At 56.0% G+C, this 21,275-nt stretch carries 25 protein-coding genes; 16 read left to right on the top strand and 9 right to left on the bottom strand.

Annotated features, from left to right (window positions below; translation table 11 throughout):
* Positions 1–224: 224 nt before the first annotated feature.
* The gene (locus SH421x_RS10360; protein ID WP_488855443.1) at positions 225–1,181 is read right to left on the bottom strand and encodes a GNAT family N-acetyltransferase; all 957 of its coding nucleotides are present in this window, start codon (positions 1,179–1,181) and stop codon (positions 225–227) included.
* A 158-nt stretch (positions 1,182–1,339) separates the two neighbouring features.
* On the opposite strand from SH421x_RS10360, the gene SH421x_RS10355 reads away from it, so the two are divergent.
* A complete protein-coding gene (locus tag SH421x_RS10355) occupies positions 1,340–2,407 on the top strand; it encodes a PDZ domain-containing protein (protein ID WP_488855442.1) in 1,068 nt (355 codons plus the stop codon).
* Positions 2,408–2,451: 44 nt separating this feature from the next.
* Here the strand turns inward: SH421x_RS10355 and SH421x_RS10350 are convergent, their stop codons facing one another.
* Complete coding sequence (locus SH421x_RS10350) at positions 2,452–3,222, bottom strand: DUF6690 family protein (protein WP_488855440.1); 771 nt, start codon at positions 3,220–3,222, stop codon at positions 2,452–2,454.
* A gap of 166 nt (positions 3,223–3,388) precedes the next feature.
* On the opposite strand from SH421x_RS10350, the gene SH421x_RS10345 reads away from it, so the two are divergent.
* From SH421x_RS10345 to SH421x_RS10325, 5 genes are all read left to right on the top strand, one after another.
* Positions 3,389–4,567, top strand: a complete 1,179-nt coding sequence (locus SH421x_RS10345; RefSeq protein ID WP_488855439.1) for a class I SAM-dependent methyltransferase — start codon at positions 3,389–3,391, stop codon at positions 4,565–4,567.
* An 88-nt stretch (positions 4,568–4,655) separates the two neighbouring features.
* Positions 4,656–5,246, top strand: a complete 591-nt coding sequence (locus tag SH421x_RS10340; protein WP_488855437.1) for an RDD family protein — start codon at positions 4,656–4,658, stop codon at positions 5,244–5,246.
* A 1-nt stretch (position 5,247) separates the two neighbouring features.
* Positions 5,248–5,790: an RDD family protein gene (locus SH421x_RS10335; RefSeq protein WP_488855436.1), complete on the top strand. Its 543-nt coding sequence runs from the start codon at positions 5,248–5,250 to the stop codon at positions 5,788–5,790.
* Between the two features lie 108 nt (positions 5,791–5,898).
* Complete coding sequence (locus SH421x_RS10330; RefSeq protein WP_488855435.1) at positions 5,899–6,462, top strand: RDD family protein; 564 nt, start codon at positions 5,899–5,901, stop codon at positions 6,460–6,462.
* On the top strand, positions 6,459–7,112 hold the full coding sequence (locus tag SH421x_RS10325; protein WP_488855434.1) for an RDD family protein: 654 nt from the start codon (positions 6,459–6,461) through the stop codon (positions 7,110–7,112). Before SH421x_RS10330 ends, SH421x_RS10325 begins: the two co-directional genes overlap by 4 nt.
* A gap of 415 nt (positions 7,113–7,527) precedes the next feature.
* Here the strand turns inward: SH421x_RS10325 and SH421x_RS10320 are convergent, their stop codons facing one another.
* Positions 7,528–8,418: a DUF6263 family protein gene (locus SH421x_RS10320; protein WP_488855432.1), complete on the bottom strand. Its 891-nt coding sequence runs from the start codon at positions 8,416–8,418 to the stop codon at positions 7,528–7,530.
* 41 nt (positions 8,419–8,459) lie between these two features.
* A complete protein-coding gene (locus tag SH421x_RS10315; protein WP_488855431.1) occupies positions 8,460–9,356 on the bottom strand; it encodes an NAD(+)/NADH kinase in 897 nt (298 codons plus the stop codon).
* A gap of 58 nt (positions 9,357–9,414) precedes the next feature.
* Here SH421x_RS10315 and SH421x_RS10310 point away from each other — a divergent pair, with 58 nt between their 5' ends.
* Genes SH421x_RS10310 through SH421x_RS10285 form a run of 6 tightly spaced genes read left to right on the top strand, consistent with a single transcriptional unit; the run spans position 9,415 to position 12,339 of the window.
* Positions 9,415–9,576, top strand: coding sequence for a hypothetical protein (locus SH421x_RS10310; RefSeq protein WP_488855430.1), 162 nt, complete (start codon positions 9,415–9,417; stop codon positions 9,574–9,576).
* Positions 9,577–9,605: 29 nt separating this feature from the next.
* Complete coding sequence (locus SH421x_RS10305) at positions 9,606–10,190, top strand: hypothetical protein (RefSeq protein WP_488855429.1); 585 nt, start codon at positions 9,606–9,608, stop codon at positions 10,188–10,190.
* 7 nt (positions 10,191–10,197) lie between these two features.
* Positions 10,198–10,779, top strand: a complete 582-nt coding sequence (locus SH421x_RS10300; RefSeq protein WP_488855428.1) for a hypothetical protein — start codon at positions 10,198–10,200, stop codon at positions 10,777–10,779.
* A 24-nt stretch (positions 10,780–10,803) separates the two neighbouring features.
* The gene (locus tag SH421x_RS10295; RefSeq protein WP_488855427.1) at positions 10,804–11,403 is read left to right on the top strand and encodes a hypothetical protein; all 600 of its coding nucleotides are present in this window, start codon (positions 10,804–10,806) and stop codon (positions 11,401–11,403) included.
* Between the two features lie 24 nt (positions 11,404–11,427).
* Positions 11,428–11,976, top strand: a complete 549-nt coding sequence (locus tag SH421x_RS10290) for a hypothetical protein (RefSeq protein WP_488855425.1) — start codon at positions 11,428–11,430, stop codon at positions 11,974–11,976.
* A gap of 45 nt (positions 11,977–12,021) precedes the next feature.
* The gene (locus tag SH421x_RS10285; RefSeq protein WP_488855424.1) at positions 12,022–12,339 is read left to right on the top strand and encodes a hypothetical protein; all 318 of its coding nucleotides are present in this window, start codon (positions 12,022–12,024) and stop codon (positions 12,337–12,339) included.
* 36 nt (positions 12,340–12,375) lie between these two features.
* On the opposite strand, the gene SH421x_RS10280 is transcribed toward SH421x_RS10285, so the two are convergent.
* The gene (locus SH421x_RS10280) at positions 12,376–12,606 is read right to left on the bottom strand and encodes a hypothetical protein (protein WP_488855423.1); all 231 of its coding nucleotides are present in this window, start codon (positions 12,604–12,606) and stop codon (positions 12,376–12,378) included.
* A 372-nt stretch (positions 12,607–12,978) separates the two neighbouring features.
* On the opposite strand from SH421x_RS10280, the gene SH421x_RS10275 reads away from it, so the two are divergent.
* The 3 genes from SH421x_RS10275 (at position 12,979) to SH421x_RS10265 (ending at position 15,127) form a co-directional block, all read left to right on the top strand.
* Positions 12,979–13,905, top strand: coding sequence for a DUF1559 family PulG-like putative transporter (locus tag SH421x_RS10275; RefSeq protein WP_488855421.1), 927 nt, complete (start codon positions 12,979–12,981; stop codon positions 13,903–13,905).
* Between the two features lie 86 nt (positions 13,906–13,991).
* A complete protein-coding gene (locus tag SH421x_RS10270; protein WP_488855420.1) occupies positions 13,992–14,390 on the top strand; it encodes a carboxypeptidase-like regulatory domain-containing protein in 399 nt (132 codons plus the stop codon).
* Between the two features lie 179 nt (positions 14,391–14,569).
* Positions 14,570–15,127: a hypothetical protein gene (locus tag SH421x_RS10265; RefSeq protein ID WP_488855418.1), complete on the top strand. Its 558-nt coding sequence runs from the start codon at positions 14,570–14,572 to the stop codon at positions 15,125–15,127.
* A gap of 24 nt (positions 15,128–15,151) precedes the next feature.
* Here the strand turns inward: SH421x_RS10265 and dxs are convergent, their stop codons facing one another.
* The 4 genes from dxs to xseA form a co-directional block, all read right to left on the bottom strand.
* Positions 15,152–17,071, bottom strand: a complete 1,920-nt coding sequence (gene dxs, locus SH421x_RS10260; protein ID WP_488855417.1) for a 1-deoxy-D-xylulose-5-phosphate synthase — start codon at positions 17,069–17,071, stop codon at positions 15,152–15,154.
* A gap of 5 nt (positions 17,072–17,076) precedes the next feature.
* A complete protein-coding gene (locus SH421x_RS10255; RefSeq protein WP_488855416.1) occupies positions 17,077–17,973 on the bottom strand; it encodes a polyprenyl synthetase family protein in 897 nt (298 codons plus the stop codon).
* 83 nt (positions 17,974–18,056) lie between these two features.
* Positions 18,057–18,416, bottom strand: a complete 360-nt coding sequence (gene xseB, locus SH421x_RS10250; RefSeq protein ID WP_488855414.1) for an exodeoxyribonuclease VII small subunit — start codon at positions 18,414–18,416, stop codon at positions 18,057–18,059.
* Positions 18,417–19,670 (bottom strand): exodeoxyribonuclease VII large subunit, encoded by a 1,254-nt coding sequence (xseA, locus tag SH421x_RS10245; protein ID WP_488855413.1) that lies wholly within the window; start codon positions 19,668–19,670, stop codon positions 18,417–18,419. It lies immediately after the preceding gene.
* Positions 19,671–19,909: 239 nt separating this feature from the next.
* On the opposite strand from xseA, the gene SH421x_RS10240 reads away from it, so the two are divergent.
* Positions 19,910–20,347, top strand: coding sequence for a hypothetical protein (locus tag SH421x_RS10240; RefSeq protein WP_488855411.1), 438 nt, complete (start codon positions 19,910–19,912; stop codon positions 20,345–20,347).
* Positions 20,348–21,275 lie beyond the last annotated feature (928 nt).

Below are 21,275 nucleotides of genomic sequence, written 5' to 3'. Positions count from 1 at the left end.
GTCAAACCACCGAATGGCTGCTTCGAGAGAAAAAAGAGAGGAACGTAGAGCGGGCGATTCCTGCGGTCGTTTTTTTCCGCAGTTTTGACGATCCAGGCGCTGTCGGAACCGCCGATCTTTTTTTCGCCGCTGGGTGGATAACTTGTTAAAGATCTCACGGCGGCGAGCCGGAGAAAACGGAACGCCGATTTTCTCCTGCTTCCAACGTCTGCGAGAGCCGAGACTTACGTCGCAACGTGCGACGTTGCAGAAATGTTGGCTGCCGTTTTTACGCAGTGAACCAGCAATCGTCGCGTTTCATAACCCAGGAAACCACAGGCCGAATAGCTGCGAATCGCCGGCTCGTTGCGCTTATCGACCGCCAAAACGAGACGATCAATTCCCCGTCGCGCTGCTTCAGCTAGCGCCAACTGGACGGCCGCTTTGCCCAATCCGCGATTGCGCATTTCAGGACGTAGGCCCAAGTAGACGATTTCCATCTGTTGGAAGTCAGGAGTAGGAGCCAGGATAATAACGCCGGCTGGCTGGCCGTTAAATTCGAGCCGTTGCCAAAGTGACAACTCGAACGCTCCGGTGTCGCGATATCCGGCGATCACATCCTGTATCGGACGCAACCCGTCAAACTCGGGACAATCGAGCGTGCCGGGATACGTTGCGATCAAATCGGCCGCAGCATCCTCGGTTTGAGCAAATGCAACTCCCTTTAACTCGGCTTGCGCAAGATCGGCACGCTGCTGGGCTGTCTGTAGAAACAGATATTCCAGATTGGTAACCGCCTGAAAACCAATCTCTTCCAACAACAGTTGGTCGGCGCCCCCATCCACGGCGGTTAGGCATTGAGCGATCGAAATGTCGAGTTCGGCTAGAAATTTGGCGACTCTCTGCGTCAACAATTTTGCCACCGCTGGGGATTCGCTCGGCATGACTCGGGCAGGCCAGACAGTCGCAAATCGCCCCGGCTGCTCGGTCCCCCAAATGGCGCCGACAATCCGCTCGCCGCGGCGAGCGACAAATAAACCTTCAAAGCTGACTTTGCCTTGCCTTTCGGCCTGCAAAATCGCCGCCAATCTTCCCGCCATTGACTGGCGCATGCCCCCTCCAAACACCATCCAAATGGCGGCGCCATAACAGGCGGGATCGGCACGTTCAACGCTCAGCAAGTCTGGGGAAGTTTTTTGCATAGGTGCAGAATAACCCAAATGGCCCAAGCGAGTCATTATCGGTTTCAGCGGAAGAAATTCAAAATGCTTTGCCGCAACAGGGACTTGTAGGTAACAATAGGGGATCGGGATAAACCGATTTTACCCCTTTCGATTGACTCTAGCGGTGGGGAGTCCCCATGCGATACGTAGTTCTGACTTTAGCAGCCCTGTTGGCGCTTCCCACTTTGGGACATGCCCAATCTGCTTTTGACCAGTTGCAAAACCTGATTCGCCCCCCCGGCGATCCAGCGCCAACTCCGGCGCCAACCAACCCGGGCTACTTGGGAGCGACGCTCGATAATCTGTCTGAGAATGCTGCGGAAGCCGGCGTGATCGTCTTGAAGGTCAACCCAGGCGGCCCGGCCGAGCAAGCAGGGCTTGTCGCAGGAGATCGCATTGTTTCGCTAGAAACGGTCGCCGTCAGCAGTCTCGACCAATTCGCCCGGTTGATGCGCAATCAGGTTCCCGGTTCGCGAATCAAAATGACAGTAGAACGAGATGGAGAGCCCCAATCGCTCCTGGTGACTTTGGGCAATCGCCCCGCCGCAACAGAAATGTTGCCCCCGCCGGCCAACAACAATCCTCCGGCCAACAGCAATCCGCTTGATCCGCTGGGACTAGAAGGAGACAGTAACTCTCCGCTTCCGTCGCCGAACATGCAACCCCCAGCGCAGCCTGGCAAACTAGGGGTCCGCGTTGTTCCGGTCACCGATCAATTCAGAGAAGCGACCGGCACGTCGGTTCGTCGTGGCGCCGTGGTCGAAAGCGTTGCTCCCGGCAGTGCGGCCGCTTTCGCGGGAATCCCAGTCGGTTCAATCATTGTGGCGCTCAACAATCGCCGCGTGAATGATCCGCAAGATTTGCTGTCGATCTTGGCGATCATGCCCCAAGATCGTGACATCCCAATCAACTACTACGTGAGCAATCGCTTGCTGCAATCGAACGTGCGACTGGATGGGCAACCGCCGGCGCTGGTAAACGAGACGCCAGCTGCGCCGCAACCAGGACCATTCGCCAATCGCCCGGCAATGCAGATGCTAAACCGAGCCTTGTCAGAGCTAGGCGCCAATCCCGTTCCGCCGGTCCAAGATCAAGCCGAGAACGTCCAACTGCGCAATCGAGTCGCCGAGTTAGAAGCCGAAGTCGCTCGCCTGCAGTCGTTGGTCAATCAACTACAAGCGGCGGATAATGGAGCCGATCAATAGGCCCGTGTACAACTTGGGCGCCAGCGCACGCAGAGAAAGAGCCGTTACTCTTTCCCCCAACGCTGCGCTGATTTCGCTTGATCGACCGTTTCGGTCATCTGCGGGCTCAGTCCGTAATAGCGTGAAGGACGATTGATCTCAAGCGTCACATTCAGCCGCGTGTGGGGCTGCGCTGCATTGATGACCGTCGCGTTACGCAGCATCAATACGCTAGTTGGATCGCCGTTCCACTTGACCAAATAAAGTCCAGCGTCAAGCGTCGGCTCATGCTTGAAACCAAAGTTTCGCGTCAGCATCTCGACCAACCGGCGCTCGTCGCCGGTCGTCCCCTGAAACGTAATCCGCTGCACATGGCCATCACGATCAAAATAGTAGGTGATCGAACCGGCCAAGTCATCATACTGCGATCCAGTGACTAACGGCGCGCGCAGACCTTCGAGATTCAGGTCCGCCAGAGCGGTCGAAACCCGCGGCCAACGCGTCGCCACCCAACGCGCATCGGCGCCAAAGTTAAAGACTTCCAAAAAGTCTTGCACCGGGGGGCCGGTCACAGGCTCATTGAGCGCATCGCTGCCGGTCAGTGACGGAACCTTAAACGGGTTCGGCTGATCGGGCGGCAATTCATAAGCCGACGGCGCTTCGATCGACGCGACCGGCTTTTCGGCGGCGCCTTCTTTATCGCCAGTCGGCAGCATGCTGCTCGCCTGGTTCCAGATTGATTCGACGGTCTTCCGCGCTTCGGGATTGTAGAACGAGTAAGGGCCGCCGAAGCCTGCGGCCATAATCGCGGCATAGGTTAAGTTACGGCGGATCATTCGATTCTCTCCTTCAGCAGAGCCGGTTCCTCCTTGACTATCGACGTTTGCTAGCGGCCCTCCCCAGGCGAACGCCGCCCAGGTGCATGACCGTCATTCCCGGCGAAGCTTCCCAGGTTAGAATGTCCGCCACGTCCGTTTCTTTCGTTATCCCCACCAAGCATCCATGTCCGCCGAATCTGCTGAAATCTGTGATCTGCAATGGCTTGTCAGCGACGAGGCGGCCGAAATCTTCGCGCAGTTCCACCAACCAGACCTATCCCTGCCGCAATTGTCACAACTGCGCCGCGAGTTAGGCGCCGAACGCGCCACGCTGATCGCCGAGCAACTAGAACTGCGCCAGCGCGGCCAAACCAAATTCTCGCGGGCCGGCGAAATGTTCTTTACCCGCATCGGGCTCGAACAAGCGACCGACGAAATCATCGCGCAGTACAAGACCACTCGCTTTGCCGCGACCAAGCAAATCGTCGATCTCTGCTGCGGCGTCGGCGGCGATCTGTTGGCGCTGGCCGCCGGACGCTCCGCAACCGGAGTCGACCTTTCGCCGCAATTGGCGCTGCTTGCCCAAGCCAACTGCGCCGCCTATGGCCAGCGGATCACCACCCAAAGCCAAGACGCGGCCACTGTGGATGTGGCCGGTTATGACGCTTGGCACTGCGATCCCGATCGCCGCGCCGGCGACCGACGGTCCACTCAGCCTGATTGGTTCTCGCCGGCGACTGAGCAACTGGTCGAGCTGCTGCAAAAGAACGGGAACGCGGCAATCAAGTTGGCCCCGGCAACGCATGCGCCCGAAGCCTGGCTCGCCGCGGCGGAACTCGAGTGGATCAGCAGTCGCCGCGAATGCCGGCAGTTGGTTGCGTGGTTTGGTAACCTTACACCACACCCAGGCTCGCGCCGCGCCACGCATGTCAGTCGCGAAGGGGTCGCCCACAGCTTTCTCGCAACCGGCGATGCGACCTTGCAAGTCGCGCCGCAAGTTGGCGCCTATGTCATCGAGCCTGGTCCAGCGCTGCTGGCGGCCGAACTGGTCGACGATTTTGCAACCGCGCATCAACTGGGGCGTCTCTTACCTCGCAGCATCTTTTTGACTGGAGACGCGCCGGTCGAGACTTCCCTGGTCGCGACCTTTCGCGTGCGCGAACAAGTCCCGATCGATCGCAAGTCACTCGCGAAAAAACTGAAAGAGCAGGGGATTGGCCGCGTCGAACTGAAAGTTCGCGGGCTCGACATTCGCCCCGAAGATTTTTTGAAAAAGCTCCGACTTTCAGGCGACAACGCGATCACGATTATCCTGACGCCTACGCCTGACGGAAATCGCGCAATTCTTTGTGATCGATTGTGAGTTTGGCTATACTCAGCAGCCTGTTGAAAAAATCATTAGGCTGTTAGGGCGCTGCAAAGTCTTCTATCTCTCCTTACCAACTTGCCTCATGACCGAAAACAAACCGCCTGAGAATCCATTTACATCGCCAGACCTCGATGCCCCAGCCGATGTCCCGCTTGCGGCGGAGCTAGCCGACTTGCCAACACGGTTGGCTCGAGTGGAAGCGGCGATTATTGATTTTTTGGTTGTCGATATTCCTGCGATGATCGTGGGCAGTTTCTTGCTGCCGATGTTTCAAGCGTCGAGCACAACAGCGGATGTTGATGGCAATCTCGTCACATCCGACTGGCCCTTTGTGGGAACGTTTGTCCTTACAACACTCGCTTTTTACTTGTTGTTTGAGAGCTATTTGCTGGCGACACGCAGTCAAACGATTGGCAAAGCAGCGATCGGAATGAAGATCGTTCGCCGCAACGGCCAACCAGCAGGATTCGCGCGACTTGTTTTCGTGCGATACTTCCCGTGGCTCTTCTTTTTCTACGCCCAGATCTTCTCTCTCCAAATTCCGGTCGAAGGACTTTGGTATTTTGTCCGGCTCAGCTTTTCTTTAATCCTGCTCGATCCGCTCTTCTTATTCACGCGTCACCGACGTTGCCTGCATGACTACATCGCTGGCACGATCGTCGTAAAGGCTTGAGATGAGCGAACCTGAACCGCGTAACCCGTTCGTAGCGCCGCCGGCGGATGAATCCGACCTGGTCGAAGCGACGCTGGTCGATGCGCGTCCCCGGCCCGAAGATCTGCCGTCACGGTGGTTACGTCTGGCTGCGGCCAGCTTTGATTTTCTGATTCTGTTTGTCTTGATGATCCCGATCGCAAGTTACACCGACTTGCTCTTTACCACGGCAAATATTGGCGACGCTACCAGCGAGGGCTTTGTGATGCGAATGGTGACGAGCCCGCTTGTACTGATGTTGCTGTACGTGCTGGTGAACGGCTATCCGCTCGCGAAAAAAGGGCAGACTTGGGGGAAGAAAATCTGCGGCATCAAAGTTGTACTTCTTGATGGTCGACCGGCCGATCTATTTCGGCTGACCTGCGTCCGCTTCTTTCCCTTTCTGGTGATGTGGCAATTTCCGCTGATCTCGCTCGTCTGTCTGATCGACCCTCTTTATATCTTCACAAAACAGAAACGTTGCCTACATGACTTGATGGCGATCACGATTGTGGTGAAAGCGTAGATGAGCGGGTCGGTGGAAAGGGGAGACAATTTGCGGTCGGATCAGTCGCTGGATATACTCTGGGACGCCGCTCATTCTTGCTGGCCTTTTCTATCACTGGCGAATCGCATGCACGAGAATCAACAAAGCGAAAATCCGTTCGCCTCTCCACAAATCACCGAAGCGATGTCGATCAGCGAGACGCAGTTCTTCGACACGCAAGGTAACAACGAATTACCTTCACGCTGGTTACGGCTGGCCGCGCACCTACTCGACTCGGTGATTCTTGGAATCATCGGCTTGTCAGCTGGGATGTTGCTTGGAGTCGGAATTTTCTACCTTGAGATTCCCCTTGATACCGTCTTCGCGGAAATTGCGATGGGGGTGATTGGATTTTCGCTCGGCCTCTTCATCATGCTCGCCGTCAATGGTTACCTGCTGGTAAAGCAGGGACAAACGATTGGCAAGTTGGCTTGCGGGCTCCGCATCGTCGCCTACGACGATCGCCAATTGAGACCACTCGGAAAGCTGATGATGCTGCGGTATGCTCCATTCAATTTACTGTTCTCGCTTCCCATCATCGGCACCGGCGTCGGCCTGATCTTCGCATTAATCGACGGACTGATGATCTTTAATGCCGAAAAACGGTGCCTGCATGATTACATGGCCGGCACAATCGTGGTGAAGGCATGACGAGCGGATCCGAACCACAAAATCCGTTCGCGTCGCCAAAAACGGTTTCGTCTCATGAGACGCAGATCACTGCGAATCTGGTAGATCTACCAACGCGTTCGCGACGTTTGTTAGCGGCGATCATCGACTTGGCCATCGTCCAAGTCATCGCCTTTTTCGTGGCACGAAGATTCCAAGGCATTCCCTATAATTTGATTCATTCTTGGTTTTTCGACCATCCAGACGGTCCCTATGAGATGCAAGACTCGGATTTCATCCTCCTTTCCGCAAGCATCTACCTGATGATGGTTATTTTCAGCCTCTTTTTTTATCTGCTTTTGAATGGCTATTTGCTGAACTCTCAGGGGCAAACCATTGGTAAGGCGCTGCTGAAAATGAAGACCGTCCGGCGAGATGGTCAACCAGCCGGTCTGATGCGACTTGTGTTTGGTCGTTACGCGCCGATGATGCTCTATTTCACGTTAATTTTTTTCCTGGGTGGGTGTGGACTGGTAATCCCTGGTTTTGGGATCTTGGCACTATTCGTATTACTCTCATGCCTGATCGATCCCTTGATGATCTTCACCCTAAAGAAACGCTGCCTGCATGATTACATGGCCGGCACCATTGTGGTGAAAGCAGATGCCCCGATTACCGCCAGCGCAGCGTGACGCTTTCGAAATAGAACTGCGGGGCGTGGCTCTTCTGCGTATCAACGCAAACAGTAGCCCGCAGCGCCAGCGAACGACTGCGTCTGGCTATTTCAGACCAAGTTGGAATCGTCAAGACGTGAACCCTAGGCTGCGTCGCCTGCGTGTTCACTGCGGCGGACTGACCCCGGGCTATTTTAGGACAGCCCGTTGGGCTTAAAACCTTGGGCGACTCTCATGATTTTCTGACCCTGTTCCGCCGCGATTTATCCGTGGCCTTGCCGCGTTCTATTCTTTCCTAATCGAATTAACGCAACTTCAAAAAACGCCAGCGAGGGCTAGTGTGCAAATCCTCAGTTCGGCGTCTTGACGCACTCTACGAAAAAAGGGTGCGATTGTACGCACCCTTGATTCAATATTCAGATTTCAAAACCCATTATTCCAAGACTGACTTCTCTTGCTTTGGCTTGGCTGGGGCTGGCGCTTCGGCGGTGCGGACTTCTTCGGTCAGCAGTTCTTCTTGCATGCGGCCCAGGAACTTCATCATGCTGTCTTCTCCCTGGAAGCCGATGACGGTTTCGTCCATTTGCATGTCTTGGCGAATGATGCGGCCGGCGAGGATGTCAAACTTGATTTTGCCGTTGGCCAGCTGTTGAATCAGTTCGACTTTGATTTCTGGGTTTTCGATCGGGGTCAAAATTTGGGTCTGCATGTCGATGGTCGCGACGCCGTTGGAGACCGTTTCTAACGTGAACAGCTGCCGCGTCTTCACCTTCTTCAACTGTTGCTTCGAAGTCCGGATTTGCACGTCGGTTGGCGAATCCCATTTGGCGCCGATCTCGACCGGTTCGGCCGGCAACACGACCGTCACTTGATTGAAGGGAGCCTGAGCGCTTTGCATCAGCTCTTCACGTTCGACCAAAAAGCCATTCTTGCTGATCGTAAACCGGGACAACGGCGTACCGACCGATTTAGCGGCCCGCTCAAAGATCGGCGACGGCGGATCTTGCGAAGCGCTGTCGTAAACTTGCTCAGGGCGATCGGTCACCTTGTTCCACATGTTCAGATCTTCGATCGAGTGGACCAGCGTGATGTTGCCATCGTCGTCGATCTTTTCGACCTTCCAGTTCTTGGTCGATGCGGTCCGCGATTGGGCGGTTTGCTGATTCCCTTGGATCTTGGTCTGCACGTTGACCAGATGGGTCACTTTGCTGCGGAGCACGTCCCCTTCGGCAAACTTGTACTTCAGGTCGTATTTTTCGCCGGCCAGCGCCGAAGCGACGAAAATTGCAGTCAGAACCAGACCGAGAAATCCATTTCGCGTCATCACAAACATCCTTGCGTTGAATCTGCTGTGGGAACGACCACTTAGCGGCCGTTGTCGATTCTCCCTCCCCACCCTAACTTCTCGCGGAGAGTTCGATAGTAATTATGACTAGCGACAGCGATTCGCTTGAATCGCTGTTCGGCTCGATCGACCACGACTCGCAGTTCCGGCGTCAATCGCGCCAAGACGCGACCATCGACCACCACCGAGAGGTTCGCTTCGGCGCCGGTCACCCGAATCTCATAGGTTCGCTCGGCCGTGTCGACCACCGGACGAACCGTCAACGTGTGGGGACTAATCGGCGAAACGACAAACGCGTGCAAGTCGGCTCGCAGGATTGGCCCGCCGGCTGACAGGTTGTGCGCGGTCGATCCCACCGGGGTGCTGACGATCAAACCGTCGCAGTTATAGGTGGTCGCCAATTCTGAGTCAACGTAAAGATCGATGGTCTGAATCTGAAACGGGGGCCCGCCCAAGATCGCCGCCTCGTTCAATCCCAGCGCTTCGCCGATCAACTCTTCCCCTTCAAACACCCGACAGCGGAACATCATATGCTCGATCACCGTACACCTGCCGCTACAAATATTGGGCAGTTCAGCGCAAAACTCCTCGGGCGAAAACTCCGCCAGAAACCCGAGCTTGCCCATATTGACGCCTACGACCGGCACCTGACGATGCCCCATGCTGCGTGCGGCGGCCAACAGCGAGCCATCGCCGCCGAGCACAATCGCAAAATCGGCGTCGATTTCGGAAAGCTCTGACTTCCAATCGAGATCGACGTGAACCAGCTCGGCATATTGCGGGATAATCTTTTGCAGCCGCACTGCCTCTTCGCGCACATGCGCACGATCCCCAGCACCGACCAGCATGACCTGCGGCTTACTGGCGTCAGAAAACCAATCCGGCTTGCCCGGCGATGGAGGTTGAAGATTTGGCATACGGCTATCTTCGACTGCCGCTATGGGAGAAACAAGATGGAAATAGGGGGAATGACAAATGTCGAAATCAGAATATCTAAGGAAAGATGAAGAAAAAAGCGGAAACGGGAAACTGGAAAGCGGAGGGAAAGAACTGAGCAACTCACATTGGCAAGCCACACAATTCAGCTTGACGGTTCCCCCGCTGGCGAAGTATCTCTATAGCACCGGCGAAAATTGAACCCTGCTGCATGGAGATTGAAAGCTGTGATGAAAACATTGATCCTCCTGGCGCTCGTCCTGCTTGGCGCCGTTCCGCCCAGCTTCTCGCTTGGCGCCGAAAAGACCGAAACCCAAACTGCTGCGGATCGGATGCTAGACGCCTACGTCCAGTGCATGAATGCAAAAGATTGGGAGATGGCCGAGATCATTGCGTTGGGCGCCAAGGCCAAATTTGGCGAACAACATGCGATGGTTCGCCGCATGCTGAGCGAAGTCGATAAAGGGATCGCCAGTGAAGAACTTGTAGTAGGGCAGACTCAATTCTATCCCTTGTCGCTGAGCACTCGCCCGCAACCACCGCGTCCGGTCGTAACGAACGTCAACTATCCGCTAGAAGATCAGCTGACCGAAACGGGAGCACGCGGGCGAGCACAAGTCATTGCGATTTGCGATCGGCTTCGAGTAGAAATCGACAAACAGGATTGGCCACTGGGCGAAATTGAGGTGGGCCCCTTTACGACGAATCGGTCGCTCATCGTGGTTGCGACCGTAGAGCGTCACCAGTTTGTCCAAGACTATCTGGCGAAATTGCGGCGTGAAAAACAAATCCAAGCCTCAGAAACCAAGGAGTAATGCCGTGATGAAAAATCTCATCCTACTAGCCATGGTCCTGGCCTGCGGCGTTTCGACAACCAGCGCTCGAGCCGACAACGCTCCAACCGAACAGAAACTTCCCAGTGATCGCGTCATCGATCTCTATGAGCAGGCGATGGATGCCAAAGATTGGGAGGCGGCTGAAGTCATCGCACTGGGGGCTCAGAAGAAATATGGCCCGCATAACGTGATCGCTAGTTGCATGGTAAGTGAAGTAGTGAAAATGAAGAATCGCGAGGCGGCATCCGCGAAGCGATTTTTTATGAAATGGCCGACTCAAACCATTGAAATGAAGCCCCCGGCCCAACGCGCTCATGTTTACGACGCTTGCTATATGGTTGACGACTTGCTTTCGGCCAACGCCGTATCCGCGGACTACGACGCGATTGCCACCAAGTTCGAGACGACGATCGACAATGACATCTATGGCAACGACAAATACTTCGTAACGGTTTTCAAAACCAATCGATCGTTCGTCGTCAGCGCAACGCTGAAACAACACAAACAGATCCAAGTCGCACTGGCTCAGCTTCGCCAGGAAAAGCAGCAAGCGAACGCCCAACCCTAACTCCACAAGCAGAAAGTCGCCGCAATGAAAAACTCGATCTTACTAGCCATGGTCCTGGCCTGCGGCGTTTCGACAACCAGCGCTCGAGCCGACAACGCTCCAACCGCACAGAAACTTCCCAGTGATCGCGTCATCGATCTGTATGAGCAGGCGATGGCGGCCCGAGATTGGGAAATGGCGGATATTATTGCGCTGGGCGCCCAACAGAAATATGGCGAGCACGACAAGATCGTCGCTTGCATGGTGCGCGGCGTCGAGAAGGCGAAGAGCTTTGAAGCGAAACTTGCGCAGAGAATTTCCCCGAACTCGCCGTCCGATTTATCAAATCAGTGGGCAATCCTTCAACAACTGGCCGAGCCCAGGCGCCCGCAGATTTATCAGTTTACTTACAGCGTGGAAGATTTGCTTCCGTCGAAGGCTGTTCGAGCGGACTTTGACATGATCGGCGCCAAATTACAAACGGCGTTAAGCAGCAAAGACAGTAGGTACGACCTTTGCGAAGTACAGCAATTCGCAACGAACCTATCATTCGTCGCCAGCGGTACCCTGAAACAACAGAAACAGATCCAAGCCGCACTGGCTCAGCTTCGCCAGGAAAAGCAGCAAGCGAACGCCCAACCCTAACTCCACAAGCAGAAAGTCGCCGCAATGAAAAACTCGATCTTACTAATGATCGTGATGGCTTGCTTCGCTGGATCGAGCGTTGTGCAGGCGGAAGAAACGCCCCCACAACCAACGCCCGAAGATCGCACGTTCGAGCTGTTCCAGCAGTACATGCTGGCCAAAGATCGGCAGATGGCCGAAGTGATCGCCTATGGCGCCCTCGGCAAGTTCGGGGCTGAGCACCCGTTGATCCAAAAGATGCGCCACGAGGTGGTGAAATCGGCCGAAGGGAACGTCTACATCTCTCGAAGATTTGCGTTTCTACCAGGACCGTCCTATGCTCACCAACACACTCACAAAATGTTAAATTCCGTTTACCGGCTTGACGAGCTTGTCGCTCCAATCGACAACACGGTTGGCGAACGCCTGGAAAAGTTTTGCGAAGAAATGAGAGCGTTGCGCGGCGACCACCTGGAAGAAGAAGCGATCGCCGTTGAGCCGTGGCCTAGTAATTTATCAATCGTCGTGAGCACCACCAAGGAACATCACGAGCGGATTGCGGAATACTTAAAATCAAAGCGTGAGATGAAGTAAACGCATTCCAATACTCGCTTCACTTCCACCCAACGCGATTGGCCAATGCCGACCGAAACCGACAGCGTTGCTGACTTCGCCGTTTACCACAAGTTTTGTGTTGTCTGGCGCATCGTGCTGATAATTGCGCCGGGGATCTTCGTCGCGGTTGCGATCTGGCTGCTTTGGCCAATTGAGTCCGCTTGGCTCTCTGCGGTCTGCTACGGCGTGAGCGGAATTTTGGCGATTGCTACAGCCGCGATACTGAGCAGCGCCTCGCTCTCATTTCCGCTGCATCGCGCGGCGCTACGCAGAGAAGCGAACTTGTTTTTGGGTATCGCACTCACAGCGATCTTCTTTGCCGGCTTCTTTTATTGCCAATGAATCGGCGACGTCGGCGCAGGGAACGCGCCACGTCAATCACTTTGCCCCCTCCCGTTCTGGCGGCGCAACGCGACTGCCCGGCACGCTGGTCGCTGGCGGCGGCTCTTTTTCTCGCGCCGCTTGATACGCTGCGTCGGCTTCTTCTGGGGTCACGATAAACGACTGACCATGCCAAATCCCGTAGGTGTAATAGCGATACGGGGTGCAGCCGCCGCCTGTTGCTAAACCGGCCAATAGGCATGCGACCAATTGTTTGCGCTGCCACATCTTTCGCCCCCTCTTACTAGTGTTTGCTGGTGAGCTGAAGTAGCAGAAATAGAGAGTTGCGGCAAGCGATATGAATGCCGCACACCCTTGTCAGCATGCGCAAATCGGGATCCTTTGCCGTCAACTTCAAGCCGCGAACTCAGGCGATCTGGATGCCTGCCATGCCGTGCAGCGCAGAAAAGGGACTAAATCGCAATAAAACACATCCGAATTGAGAACAACGCCAGTAAACCCCGTAAATTTGACATAAGAGAAGATTATTCCCCTTTGAAGCGAAGAGCCAGCTTATTAGGATAGCTACTCAACAAATTCCTTGACAGTTTCTATCGTCTCGTCGCTTTATTGATTCTTCCTCTTCTATTGAGTCGTCCCATGAATTACCGCAAGCGTCTCCGCCCAGGCTTTACCCTGGTCGAACTGTTGGTTGTGATCGCGATTATCGGCGTGTTGATTGCGTTGTTGCTGCCGGCCGTGCAGCAAGCCCGCGAAGCGGCTCGCCGGATGCAGTGCAGCAACAATCTGAAGCAGTTGGGTCTAACGATCCACAACTTTCACGACACGTTCGGCTACTTGCCGCCGGCGGCGCTGGGCAACGAATACGCCAGCTTCTTCCCGCTGATCATGCCGTACATGGAACAGCAGAACATCGTCGATCAACTCGATCTGAAGCAAAAGATGACGACCGGCGCCAATGATACGTTTATCAAGAGCACCGCGGCCGCTGTCCCCAATTTGCTTTGCCCGAGCCGCCGCAGCGGAACGTCGATCTCGGAGCTGGGTGCGGCGAGTGATTATGCAATCACCGGAAATCGGGAAGGCACGGGCGAGTGCGATCGACTGGACGCCGACGATGCGACGCCAGGCCGGCATTACAGTGCGCTGATCCTGGCCAGGGGTGGCGCCGTTGACGGTAGCGGTAATTTTGTCGGCTGGAGATCGCAAACCACGTTCGCCAGCATTACCGACGGCCTATCGAACACCTCGATCATCGGTGAGAAATATGTGCCGATTAGCCACGTCACAAAACATGCCAGAGACGGAGATGGCACCTTTTACTACTGGTACGTCAACGACTGGAAAACCTGGATGATCATCCGCAATGCGAAGGCAGCCATGCCGCGCGGCGCCGATGTGAAACCCGATGGATATCAAAAGATATTTGGTAGCCTTCACCCTGGCATTAGTCAAATGTTGATGGGCGACGGCAGCGTCAAGAATGTAACCGTCAACGTAAACCCAGAGTTCACGTTGCTGATGGCCGACCGGCGCGATGGCCGTGTGAATAACTACGACCAGTAAGAGTCGCAGCGGTGAGCGGAACCTCTCCGCCGCCAGCGATCCCGTATTTATCACTCACATTCCCCTTGAACATCCGGTCTCAACTTATGCTTCGATCTCATTCACTCTCTGCGCTGCTGACGGCGATGCTCGTATCATGTATTTGTGGTTGCTTTGGCAATGGCAATATGGAGCAAGTCCAAGGAACTGTCACTTTTAAAGATGGAACGCCGGTTCCTGGCGGTACGGTCCTCTTCGCCGCCGTCGAGGGGAACTCCAGCTCGGTCGGCTATTTAAAAGAAGATGGGACTTACCAGCTAGGAACGCTTAGCGAGTCGGACGGCGCCCCCAAAGGCATGTACAAGGTCACCATCACCGGCAGTTCTGGCTACGGGGGTAAGTCTCCCATCGCCAGGAAATATGAAGATATCGGCCAATCACAACTAGAAGCCGAAGTAGTCGACGGCGCCAACACGATTGACTTTCAGGTCGATCGTTCCAAATAACGGCGACCATCCTTCAATCAGCTTTGCTAACTTCCCAGCCCATGCGAAAACTCGCATGGGCTTTTTTATTCCCTCTGGCGTAGCCCGACAAAACCAAATCACCCGCTAAGTCGTCTTCATTCATAGCAGAGGACCAGCAACCTCAAGCAACATTCGCTGCTTTTATCAGGAGTCGATTCATGACGATTCTCACTCCGTGGATCATGCCGATCGCCGTCGCTTGCGTTCTGGGCTCGCCCCTTTGCCTGCTCGCCGATGAGAATGCGAAGTCTCTGACCGACAACAGCAACTCGCTGGTGCGCGAATATCGGGGCAAACTGCAATTCTCGTGTAGTTCCTTCTGGCCCACCTGGGGACCAGAAAAGGCGTTTGACCAGAACCCGCTGAAGAGCTGGTTCACCGCCCGCAAAGACGCGGCCGCCTTGGGGACCAAACCTTGGATTGCAGTCGAGTTTCCGCATGACGTGACCATCCGCCGCGTCACGATCCTGGCCAATCGAGAACCGCCGTGGCAAACCGACTATACGATCCTGGTTGGTCGGCTCGAACTATTGGATGCCCAGGGCCAAGTTCTCTACCAGCGCGACGATGAAGTCGGCGGACAGCGTCCTGACATGGAAGTTCGCCCACGTAATCCGATCGGCAACGTCCGCATGATCCGCTTCACCTCGCACCAAGACGAAGGGGATCAGAATCCGTATGAGGATGTGGCGATTGGGGAGATCCTGGTGGAGTAAGTATTCGCGATTCCCTTGCGTCTACTACAACCCTGCCGTCATCGAATCATCCCCATGCAGGGCGCCGGTCTTGGTCGCCATCTCGCGACAAACCTGGATGATCCCTTCGGTGGTCAAAAAGATCTCGGCCAAGCGTTCTTCGCGTTCACCATGATCGATGAACGTGTCGGGAATGCCTAGTCGTTTGACGCGGCTCGCGTCGACTCCTTCGTCGGCACAGGCTTCCAGCACCGCGCTGCCGAAGCCGGTCATCAGCGCACCTTCTTCGATCGTCACCACAAACGGCGATGTCTTGACGGCGCCGACAATCGTCTCGCGATCGATTGGCTTGCAGAATCGGGCGTTGATCAGCCCGACGCTCAGCCCTTCGCTGTTCAGCGATTCCACAGCGCGCTGCGCGTCGGCCAGTTGGGCCCCATAACAGATCACCGTGCCATCCGCGCCGGTCGAAAGGACTTCGGCTTTGCCAAGCTCCATCGGCGTCCGCTCACGGTCGACCGTTTCGGCGTTGGTCTTGGGATAGCGCAGCGCCGACGGGTGATCTTGCAACAGCGCGAAGTCGAGCATCTCGCCCAGCTCTTCGGCGTCGCCTGGCGCCATGACAATCATGTTGGGGAACAATCGCATGTAGCCGATGTCGTACGAGCCGTGATGCGTCGGACCGTCAGGAGCCGTTAGACCTGCGCGATCCATCGTAAAGACGACCGGCAAGTCTTGCAGCGCGACCTCTTGGAAGATCTGATCGAAGCTGCGCTGCAGGAAGGTGCTGTAAATGTTGACGATCGGGCGCAGGCCGGTCTTGGCTTGGCCAGCGGCAAAGGCGACCGCATGCGATTCGCAAATACCGACATCAAAAAAGCGGTGCGGGAACTCATCGCGAACCGGCTCCATCTTCGTCCCTTGGCACATCGCCGCAGTCAGCACAGTCACTTTGTCTGACTTGCGCATCTGCTCGGCGATCGCGTCGCGAGCATAGTTGGTGTAAGCTTTCGCGCCGCCAGATTTCTTGGTCACTACCTTGCCGTTGTCATCGATAAACGCCGGCGGAGTGTGGAAGAAGACCGGATCAGCAGCGGCCGGTTGATAGCCGTGTCCTTTTTCGGTCACCACGTGCAGCAGCACCGGGCCCGGCAAGGTTTTGACCATCTCCATGTATTTGCGCAGCAGACCGATGTTGTGACCATCGATCGGGCCGATGTAGCTGAAGCCAAGTTCCTCGAACAGCATTCCGCCGTGAAAGCCTGCTTTGACCGCTTCTTTGCATTGGGCCAATAGCCGCTCGGCCGGATCGCCCAACAGCGGAACATGGTTCAAGATCTTCAGAACTTCGCTCTTTACGCCGGTATAAAACGGATTCATCCGCAACCGGTCGAAGTAGTCGGCCACGCCGCCCACCCGCGGACAGATCGACATCTTGTTGTCATTCAAGATCACCAGCAAGTTGGCGTTCATACCGCCAGCGTTATTGAGCGCCTCAAAGACAATGCCCGATGGGAACGCTCCGTCGCCGATCACGGCGACGGCGTGACGATCTTTGTCCCCTTGCAAGTCATCGCCGCTACGCAGGCCAAGCATCGTCGAGACGCTCGATCCGGCGTGTCCGGTAACAAATAAGTCGTAGTCGCTTTCGGCCGGATTGGGATAGCCCATCAGGCCTCCGGTGGTCCGGATCGTGCCGAACTCGTCATAGCGACCGGTCAGCAACTTGTGCGGATAGATTTGGTGCCCGGTGTCCCAGATCAGCCGGTCTCGGCTGAAGTCAAACGTCCGGTGCAGCGCGATCGAAAGCTCGACCACGCCCAGGTTTGACGCAAAGTGAGCCGTCCGCGTGGCCACTAAACTGCAGAGCACGTCCCGGATCTCTGCGGCAAGCAGCTCCAACTGGTCGTTGGAGAGATCGCTCAGATCAGCAGGCGATTCGATTTTTGAAAGGATCTTGTGCATCGCGTTTAGTGGTTCCTTTCCAGGATGTATTGTGCCAACGCTTCCAAGTGGTTGGCCCGCTCGCCGAAGTCGGCCAGCGATTGTTTGGCGCCTGCAATCAGCGCCTCGGCCTGGCGGCGACTTTCTTCGACGCCGATCAGTCCGGGGTAAGTCAATTTTCCGCGTTCGGCGTCTTTTCCCACGCGTTTGCCAAGGGCCGCTTCGTCCCCTGCATAGTCGAGCAAATCGTCGACTATTTGAAAAGCCAGCCCGATTTGCTCACCGTACGAGTCTAATTGGGCAATCTGCGCGTCGTTGGCGCCGGCCGCAATCGCTCCCAGCCGTAGCGAGACGCAAATCATCGCCCCCGTCTTGCGGCGGTGGATCGCTTTCAGCATCTCCACGTGGCCGGTTCCAAATTGTTCGTTTAAATCGTCCGCCTGACCACCCACCAGAGCAGTGGCTCCAGCCGCTTTCGCCAATTCTCGGCAAGATTTGGCCGCAATCAGGGGGTCCGTGTAACCATCCGCAACAATCTCTAAAGCCCGGGCCAGCAGCGCGTCACCCGCCAAAATTGCGGTCGCTTCGTCAAATGCCTTGTGACAAGTAGGGCGACCGCGACGCAGATCGTCGTCGTCCATCGCCGGCAAATCGTCATGGATCAGCGAGTAAGCGTGGATCATTTCGACCGCACAAGCTGACGGCATCGCCACGGCTCTATTACAACCGCAAGTCTCGGCAGCCATTAACGTTAGCAGAGGACGTAATCGCTTGCCGGGCGCCAACAGGCTATACCGGATCGCCGCTTCCAGCCGCTCTGGGCAGCCTTCTCCAAAGCTGCAATAGCCGTCGAGAGCCTGATCGACCTCGTCTCGCAACGTGGCCGAGTATTCATGCAGCGTAGCGAGCGAGGCAGACATCATGTCAAACGGTAGTACTTTTCAGGGAGGGGCGCGAAGTGCGACTTTTCGCCGTAAACCAGTTCGTTTACCGCGATAAAGGTATCTTAAAAAAGTCGGGGGCCGCCGTCTATCTCGTCTCCCTCATCAGTGCGGGCCTTCCCGCCGCGCCGCTTGGTCCGCGACTCGGCCTTTTCGGCCAAAGTGGTCTCTCCTTCATCAAAATCTTCGGTCACCGGCTCTCCATCGGCATTAAACCCCGATAGGACCTCAATCTTGCGTTCGGCTCGCTGCAGCAAGCCATAGCACGATTTCAGCTTGCCAACGCCCTGTTCGTACAGCTTCAGCGACTCTTCCAGGCCTGCTTCGCCTGACTCCAGCCGGCGAACCAAGCTCTCTAGCGTCGCCAACTCTTCCTCAAAGGCGGGGGCATCGGCCGCATCGCTGGTCGTTTTCTTTTTGGCCATTTACTTTGCTTTCTTCCTATCCGATTCAACCGACTCAACGCGACTGGTCAGTCGCCCTGACGGCAAGATGGTTTCGATCTGGTCGCCTACCGCAACATCCTCGGCCGTTTTCATCACCCGGCCCTCCAAGCTGCGCGTCACGCTGTACCCCCGAGCCAAGACCCCCAGCGGAGAAAGGGACTCGAGCCGAGCGGTCGTCTCGCGGACGCGCTGCTCTCGTTGTTGGATTTGTCGCCGGATAGCCGTCAACAAGCGTTCGTCCCAGCCATCCAGCATTCGCTGCGCGTCATGCACCAGCGAGAAGGGCTTGAGAAAGGCCCGTCGTTCGGCCAAAGCATCCAACCGGCGTCGCGCCATCTGGGCACGCTGGCGAAGCGACTGCGTCAGCCGTACCCGATAACCGTCCAGCGCGTCGGTCACTTCGCTTTGCGAAGGAACGCACAGCTCAGCCGCTTCGCTGGGTGTAAGAGCCCGCACGTCAGCCGCCAGGTCGCTGAGGGTCACGTCGATCTCATGCCCAACGGCTGAGATCACCGGAATCTCGCACTCGGCGATCGCGCGAACCACCGGTTCTTCGTTAAAGCACCACAGGTCTTCGATACTGCCGCCGCCGCGAGTAGCGACCAACACATCGGCGCGAGGCCGCAGCTTGCCTGCCTTTTTGATCGCCGCGGCAATTTCGGCCGCAGCGCCAGCGCCTTGCACGCGGGTTGGGATCACCAGCACATCGGCGCCGCGCCACCGCCGCCGCAGCACTTCTAAAAAGTCGCGAATCGCCGCGCCAGTTGGACTGGTCACCACCACAATGCGCCGCGGAAAGCGGGGCAGGGGACGCTTTAGCCCCGGCTCAAACAGCCCTTCGGCCGCCAACTTTTGCTGCAACTTTTGCAAGGCCAGCTGCAAAGCGCCCACCCCTTGCGGCTCGATCTGGCGAATCACCAGCTGATAACTGCCGCGCGGTGCGTAAACATCCAAATCGCCGCGGCAAATCACCTGCTGCCCATCTTCCAGATCAAACGGAAGCTTAGACGCCGCCCCTTTCCACATTACCGCGCGGATCTGGGCGGCGTCATCCTTCAGCGTCAGATAAACGTGCCCCGATCGCGGCTGAGCCAGATTCGAGATCTCACCGCTGACCCAAACCGCCGGAAACGCCATTTCGAGCGTCCCCTTAATGAGCGCCGTCAACTGCGCCACGGTCAAAACCGGCGGCTGATCCCCAACAGCTTCCCAAGCGGGAACGTCAACATCCATGCGGCGTCTTCGGTGAGTAAAAGGGGCTTGAGTGAGAGAACAAATTCCAACCGCCCAAGGTAACAGATTTCACCAAAAGCTTCAGCAGGTCAGGGTGGGTGGGTGGAGCAAGCGAAATGGAGTTGACCATTCTCGATCACCCCAGCCCGCTTGCGCAACCCACCAAAGCTTTGACTCACGATCGCTGGTGCGATAACTTTCAGAGGCGGTGAGACGCCGTAGAACGGGTACCTGGCGCCATGGCGCCCGTGCTTCCCTTTGCCGACGTAAATAACATGGCTGATTTTCAAAAAACACTCTTACGATTGGTCATGCAGCAAGACGGCCTGTTCTCCTCTTGCGTGCTATTGGCAGTTATCGGGCTGGTCCTCTCCACCAAGAAGCGCGAGTTCTTCGTATTGGTGACAGCCGCGACCCTGGCCGCGATCGTCGTAGCGCCGACGATTTCTGGATCTCCAAATGCATGGGCGTTTTACGATGTTGATGAACTGCTACTGCACATGCTTCGGCGACACTGGCCCCTATGGACCGGGATCCTCGCTGGCTGCCTTGTTGGGCAACTTGCGGCGCGTCGCAAAGAAGAGAATTCCCTAGCAACCGCGGTCGCGCTGAGTGCGGGCGTTGCATTCGCGACCTCACTTACTTTTGAAATCGCCAACCGAACGGTCTTCTTCTGATTCGTCCGAGGTTCCCAGTCTGGTAGGGCGGGCGGAGCAAGCGACCTGGTAGATTGCCAGATGTCCGCCACGACGTTGATCCAGTTGTGTCAGCCAATGTTCTTGACGAAGGAAGTCATGTGAAGGGGTGGTGGACTCCGAAAATGTCGAAACCGATAGGTCCAAACGTTGCAAAGTACTACACTGCAAGACCAACGTGGCGCAACGACTGTCCGGCGAACGACGTTTAATCACCAGCGGTCACTGCGATTAGCCCTGACCTCCACTTTCGACGGCTTCCACTTGAGTATACCGGATCAGCTATGTCACTGTGCAGCATCCTACTCAGATTCGCCCCACTTATCCTGCCGCTAGTGGCATTGGTGGGAACAGTGCTAGGCTTAGCGATTCGCCTAAATTCGTTTCCCAACATAGACAATGTTTTTTTTGCAGCCATTGCGACTATGCTTTGTGGCATAGTTGCTGTCTGCTTAGTGATCGGGTGCGTGTTCCTGGCTATTGACCTTTGCTGGGCATCTCTTCGACCAGCCTTGCTCGTGTTTTTCGCGATGATTGCGATTGTCGTTTTTGTGGCAGCCTACTTCTACGGGCGTGGACTCGTCTTTTAAGACTACTCAGTCTGGCATGGGGGGTGAAAACGAACCGAGCGCCATGGCTGCGGCGCCCGGCTATCAGCTTGAAATGCCTCTCTGACAGTGAAACAATCACATACAGCACTTTCAATTGAGGCCAAAGGAAATGAAGAGTGAGCACATTATCGCGGGCGTGGTTTATCCCGGCTGGGAAAGAGATATCGAGGCTCACGTGGAACGACTCTGGACAACTCTCTCGCTCCCCCAAGAGGAATTAACGTGGAGCTACGATAGTCTTGATGCGGTTCAAGTCGCAATCCACACAGGCTGGCTGAATCGTTCGCTTGAAGAAATGC

This window comes from Blastopirellula sp. SH421, assembly GCF_057808535.1.
The sequence above is the reverse complement of the archived record's forward strand: the minus strand, read 5'-3'. Positions and strand labels throughout refer to the sequence as shown.